The 235-nt window shown below is 60.9% G+C and carries 1 protein-coding gene; it reads left to right on the top strand.

The window, feature by feature from the left end:
- Positions 1-52: 52 nt before the first annotated feature.
- On the top strand, positions 53-235 hold a 183-nt coding region (locus tag SB816_RS35085), incomplete at its 3' end, for a COX15/CtaA family protein (RefSeq protein WP_410548633.1).

The raw sequence follows: 235 nt of genomic DNA on the forward strand, positions 1-235 counted from the left end.
TTGCTGAAGTGGTCGAGCATCGGTTAAGGCGACACAACGAGGCACACATTCGATGTCGTATCTACTGCAACTCGGCCTGATCGGCCTGTGCATCGCGCTGCTGGCGCTGTCGTACGTGTGGGTGAAGGCCGACGACGACAAGTTCCGCAAGCTGGTGTGGGTCACCACCTTCATGACGCTGGACCTCGTGATGTTCGGCGGCTTCACGCGCCTCACCGATTCGGGCCTCGGCTGC

The organism is Achromobacter sp. SIMBA_011 (genome assembly GCF_046535435.1).
GTDB classification, from domain to species: Bacteria; Pseudomonadota; Gammaproteobacteria; order Burkholderiales; family Burkholderiaceae_B; genus Achromobacter; species Achromobacter dolens.